This is a genomic window from Geomonas sp. (assembly GCF_056994735.1).
In genome coordinates, this window is the sequence record NZ_JBXKJL010000244.1 from 1 (window position 1) to 5,050 (window position 5,050).

Here is a 5,050-nt window from a genome sequence, read left to right on the forward strand (position 1 = left end):
ATGGCGGCGGGCCCGCCGCGTCCGAGTACCTGACCTTCAGGCTCGCCACCGAGAGCTACGGGATCGAGATCCTGAAGGTGCAGGAGATAAGGGGTTACGACAGCGTGACCCGGATCGCCAACACCCCCGACTTCATCAAGGGGGTGATCAACCTGCGAGGGGTGATCGTCCCGATCGTGGACCTGCGCCTGAAGTTCGGCGTGGGCGAGGCGACCTACCACGAATTCACCGTGGTCATCATCATCAACGTGCTGGGGAAGGTGATCGGCATGGTGGTGGACGGGGTCTCCGACGTGGTGGCCCTGCCGGAGGAGAGCATCAAGCCCGCCCCGGAACTGGGGGCGTCGGTCGATACCCGCTACATCACCGGCATCGGGACGGTCAGCGACGAGATGCTGATCCTGATCGACATAGAGAAGCTGATGGGCAGCGACGAACTGCAGATCATGAACGGTTCCCTGGACTGAAAAAAATAATTACGAGAGGTGCAAGGCATGAAAATTAAGAGCTTTAAAGACTGGAAGATCCTCACCAAGATCCTCAGCATTTCCATCGCCACCGTGACCATGATCATGCTGGGCGTTCTTTTCTACGTGCTCCCCTACATGGAGCAGCGCCTGATGAACGAGAAGATCGAGGCCACCAGAGGGGTGGTCGAGGTCGCCTACAACGTGCTGCAGAGCAACCTCAACGACGTGAAGAGCGGCAAGCGGACCGTCGAGCAGGCGCAAAAGGACGCGCTGGACGAGATCAGGGACCTGAAGTACCACGGCAACGAGTACTTCTGGGTCAACGACATGGACACCAAGGTACTGATGCACCCGGTGAAGCCTGAGCTGGTCGGCAAGTCCCAGGCCGAGCTCAAGGACCCCAACGGCAAGCGTCTCTACGTGGAGTTCGTCAATGTCTGCAAGGATAAAGGGGAGGGAGTGGTCGACTACATGTGGGCCAAGCCCGGCAGCACCCAGGCTGTACCCAAGATCTCCTACGTGAAGCTGATGAAGGAATGGGGCTGGGTGATCGGCAGCGGCATCTACGTGGACGACGTCAAGGCCCAGACCAACAAGATGAGGTGGCAGATCATCGGGGGTACCCTCGCCCTCTCCCTGGTCATCTTCGCCTTCGCCTTTTTCGTGGCCAGGAAGATCAAGCAGGCGCTGGACGAGGCCATCAGCGCCTCGCAGCGGATCGCCTCCGGGGACCTCACCGCCCAGATCGAGGTGCGCAGCAACGACGAGACCGGCGAGCTTCTGAGCTCGCTCAAGGAGATGAACCAGGGGCTGGCCAAGATCGTGGGCGAGGTCCGGCACGGGGCGGAGTCGATTGCCACCGCGACCGAACAGATCGCCGCGGGGAACGCCGACCTCTCGCAGCGGACCGAGGAGCAGGCGAGCGCCCTGGAAGAAACGGCCTCCAGCATGGAGGAGCTGACCTCGACCGTGAAGCAGAACGCGGAGAACGCCCAGGCGGCCAACCAGCTGGCGATCAACGCCAGCGGCGTGGCGGTCAAGGGGGGCGAGGTCATCACCCGCGTGGTGCGCACCATGGAGTCGATCACCGACAGCTCGAAGAAGATCTCCGACATCATCGGCGTCATTGACGGCATCGCCTTCCAGACCAACATCCTGGCCTTGAACGCCGCGGTGGAGGCGGCAAGGGCCGGCGAGCAGGGAAGAGGCTTCGCCGTGGTGGCTGCGGAAGTGAGGAGCCTCGCTCAGCGGAGTGCCGGGGCGGCCAAGGAGATCAAGGCTCTCATCGAGGACTCGGTCGGAAAGGTGCAGGACGGCAGCCGGCTGGTGGAAGAGGCCGGGCGGACCACCCAGGAGATCGTAACCAGCATCAAGCGCGTCACCGACATCATGGCCGAGATCTCGGCGGCGTCGGTGGAGCAGTCCTCCGGCATCGAGCAGGTCAACACCGCCATCACCCAGATGGATGACGTGACCCAGCAGAACGCGGCGCTGGTGGAGGAGGCTGCAGCCGCGGCCGAGTCGCTGGAGGAGCAGGCCCAGCAGCTGGTCGAGGTGGTGGCCCGCTTCAGGCTGGAGAACGCCGGTCACAAGGCCGAGGCGGCAGCCCCGAAGCGCAAGCCGACCCGGAGCGGCGCGCCCAAGGAGAAGGCAGTGGACAAGAAGGTCCGGCAGCAGGCGGCGGCACGGGTGGCCAAGCCTGCGCCCCGTCCGGCATCAGCGGCAGCGGAAGCGGCGGAGCTTGACGACGAGTGGAAGGAGTTCTGAGCCGCCCGGCCCTCAAATACGGGACAGGAGGGAGCGCCCTTGTAACAGCCGGCGGCGACTACCGCCACAGCATCGAGGGCGCCCCCCTTCCCTACCACTTCACCGAGGCAGACTTCGCCCGCATCAGGGGGCTGATCTACCGCAAGGCGGGGATCTCGCTCGCTCCCGGGAAGATGGACATGGTCTACAGCCGCCTGGCGCGGCGCTTGCGGGCCAGGGAGCTGGAATCCTTCGCCGACTACCTGAGGGTGATCGAGGCGGGCGATGAGGAGGAACTGGAAGCCTTCATCAACGCCCTGACCACCAACATGACCTCCTTTTTCCGGGAGCCGCACCATTTCCGCATCCTGGGGGAGCGGCTGGCCCGCCAGGAGAGCCGCTCCATCTCCATCTGGAGCTCGGCCTGCTCCAGCGGCGAGGAGCCCTACTCCATCGCGCTCACCGCGCTGCAGCTCTTCAGGCACTCCCCGCCGGTGCGGATCCTGGCCACCGACATCGACACCGGGGTGCTGGCCAAGGCGCGGCAGGGGATCTACACCCTGGAGCAGTTGCAGAAGGTGCCGGGGGAACTGGTGGGGAAAGGCTTCCTGAAGGGCGCGGGGAGGAAGGAGGGGCTCGCCAGGGTTAAGGACGAAGTGCGGCGGATGGTGACCTTCCGCAGGCTGAACCTGCTCGACGCGAAGTGGCCCATGAGCGAGCGATTCGACTTCATCTTCTGCCGCAACGTCATGATCTACTTCGACAAGGAAACCCAGCAGGCGGTCCTCAACCGCCTGGCGGCGAGGCTCAAACCCGACGGGCTCCTCTTCATGGGGCACTCGGAGAGCCTGCACCACGAAGACGCCAACTTCAGGAGCTGTGGCAACACGGTCTACAGGCTTAAGAATTAATACCCCCGTCTCATCCGGAGCAAAGATGGCCAAAGAGATGGCGCGGTATCTGGACCGCCACTTCAACATGGAGGCGGTGAAACTACTGCCGGGGGAGCTTTTCGCCACCGCCGACGGCACAGCCATCACCACCCTCCTCGGATCGTGCGTCTCGGTCTGCCTCTACGACCGCGGCAGCGGCATCGGCGGGATGAACCACTTCCTCCTCCCGGAGGTTACCCAGGGCTGCCAAGGGGAACGGTGCACCGGCTCCAGCGCCCAGTGCAGCACCCGCTACGGCCGCTGCGCCATCAGGCGCCTGCTGCAGTGGGTGGAAGAGCTGGGGGCCAGGCGGATGCGGCTGGAGGCAAAGGTTTTCGGTGCGGGGCGGGTCATGGCGGGAATAACCGATATCGGCGAAACCAACGCCGCCTTCGCCCTCGATTTCCTGAAGGGGGAGGGGATCCCGGTGATGGGCTCGGACCTCAGGGGATGCTGGCCGCGCAAGGTCATCTTCTTCCCCGGCGAAGGGCGGGCACTGGTAAAAAGAATGCGTAGGACAGACGCGTAGGACAGGGATCTGAAGATGGCCATCAAGGTGCTGATAGTAGACGACTCCGCGCTGATACGCGCACTGCTAAGTGAAATCATCAACGCCGAGCCGGACCTGGAGGTGGTGGGGACGGCCTCGGACCCGCTGATGGCCAGGGAGCGGATCAAGGAACTCAACCCGGACGTCCTGACCCTGGACGTGGAGATGCCCAAGATGGACGGGCTCGCCTTCCTGGAGAAGCTGATGCGGCTTCGCCCCATGCCGGTGCTCATGGTCTCCTCGCTGACCGAAAAGAGCTCGCTGGTGACCCTGCATGCCCTCGAGCTGGGCGCCTTCGACTACGTGACCAAGCCCAGGATCGACATCCGCAACGGCCTCATGGAGTACGCCGGTGAGCTGACCGCGAAGATCAGGCTGGCCTGCCGGGCCGGGGTGCGCCGGAGCCCGGAACGGAGTACGGCGGTCAAGGTATCCTCCGGCAAGCTCTCCGCCGACGCCATCCTCCCCAGCGAGCGCAGGCGCTTCGCCACCACGGAAAAGATCATCGCCGTCGGCGCCTCGACCGGCGGGACCGAGGCATTAAAAGCGCTCCTCTCGGCGCTTCCCCCGGACTGCCCGGGGATCATCATCACCCAGCACATGCCTGAAGCCTTCACCCGGACTTTCGCGGCGCGGCTGAACAGCCTGAGCGCGCTCTCGGTGAAGGAAGCGGAGCACGGCGAGCGGGTCCTCCCGGGCCATGCCTACCTGGCACCGGGGAACCGCCACCTGCTGCTGGCCAGAAACGGCGCCAACTACACCGTTCAGCTCAATGACGGCCCCCCCGTCAGCCGGCACCGTCCCTCGGTCGACGTCATGTTCCGCTCTGCGGCCAACTGCGCCGGGGCCAACGCGCTGGGCATCATCATGACCGGCATGGGTGACGACGGCGCCGCCGGCATGCTGGAGATGCACGAAGCGGGGGCGCACACGCTGGCCCAGGACGAGGAGAGCTGCGTAGTCTTCGGTATGCCGAAGGAGGCCATCGCCCGCGGCGGGGTCGACGAGGTGGCCCCCCTCTCCTCTCTGCCGGGGCGTCTCCTGGCCTGGCTGCAAGCCCAGGGGAAGAGGAGCTTCAGGGTGTAGGCAGGAGGAGATTCCGCATGGGTGGGGCCTCTCTCACCGAAACGATCCAGCTTCGGGTCCCCCGCTCTGGCCAGGAGAATCGTGAAGGAACCACCGGCCGGCAGCGGCTGCCAAAGGACGAGAGAACTATATTGAGCATCATCAAGAGCAAAATCCCCGGCCTCATGCTGATCAGCGCCATCACGGTGGCACTCGGGATGATCCTCGCCAACCACCTCGTGCTGGGGCAGGTGCGCGAGGAGGCGCTCAGGCAGGCCCGGCTGCAG

At 64.7% G+C, this 5,050-nt stretch carries 6 protein-coding genes; all 6 read left to right on the forward strand.

Annotated elements, in window-relative coordinates:
* Window positions 1-29 precede the first annotated feature (29 nt).
* Window positions 30-467 carry a chemotaxis protein CheW gene (locus AC11W3_RS10795; protein ID WP_484093000.1) on the forward strand — a complete coding sequence of 146 codons (438 nt, stop codon included), beginning with the start codon at window positions 30-32 and terminating at the stop codon, window positions 465-467.
* A 27-nt stretch (window positions 468-494) separates the two neighbouring features.
* On the forward strand, window positions 495-2,237 hold the full coding sequence (locus AC11W3_RS10800) for a methyl-accepting chemotaxis protein (RefSeq protein WP_484092997.1): 1,743 nt from the start codon (window positions 495-497) through the stop codon (window positions 2,235-2,237).
* Window positions 2,222-3,127, forward strand: a complete 906-nt coding sequence (locus tag AC11W3_RS10805; RefSeq protein WP_484089838.1) for a CheR family methyltransferase — start codon at window positions 2,222-2,224, stop codon at window positions 3,125-3,127. The genes AC11W3_RS10800 and AC11W3_RS10805 overlap by 16 nt, the downstream gene beginning before the upstream one ends.
* A 25-nt stretch (window positions 3,128-3,152) precedes the next feature.
* Window positions 3,153-3,677, forward strand: coding sequence for a histidine kinase (locus AC11W3_RS10810; RefSeq protein ID WP_484089839.1), 525 nt, complete (start codon window positions 3,153-3,155; stop codon window positions 3,675-3,677).
* Window positions 3,678-3,692: 15 nt separating this feature from the next.
* A complete protein-coding gene (locus tag AC11W3_RS10815; RefSeq protein WP_484092998.1) occupies window positions 3,693-4,784 on the forward strand; it encodes a protein-glutamate methylesterase/protein-glutamine glutaminase in 1,092 nt (363 codons plus the stop codon).
* A gap of 17 nt (window positions 4,785-4,801) precedes the next feature.
* Window positions 4,802-5,050 (forward strand): hypothetical protein (locus AC11W3_RS10820; protein ID WP_484092999.1); only part of this gene is annotated, 249 nt, incomplete at its 3' end.

Excerpts from the sequence above, each read along its gene's own strand:
- AC11W3_RS10800 (WP_484092997.1), top strand. The coding sequence starts at position 495 with ATGAAAATTAAGAGCTTTAAAGACTGGAAGATCCTCACCAAGATCCTC.
- AC11W3_RS10810 (WP_484089839.1), top strand. The coding sequence starts at position 3,153 with ATGGCCAAAGAGATGGCGCGGTATCTGGACCGCCACTTCAACATGGAG.
- AC11W3_RS10815 (WP_484092998.1), top strand. The coding sequence starts at position 3,693 with ATGGCCATCAAGGTGCTGATAGTAGACGACTCCGCGCTGATACGCGCA.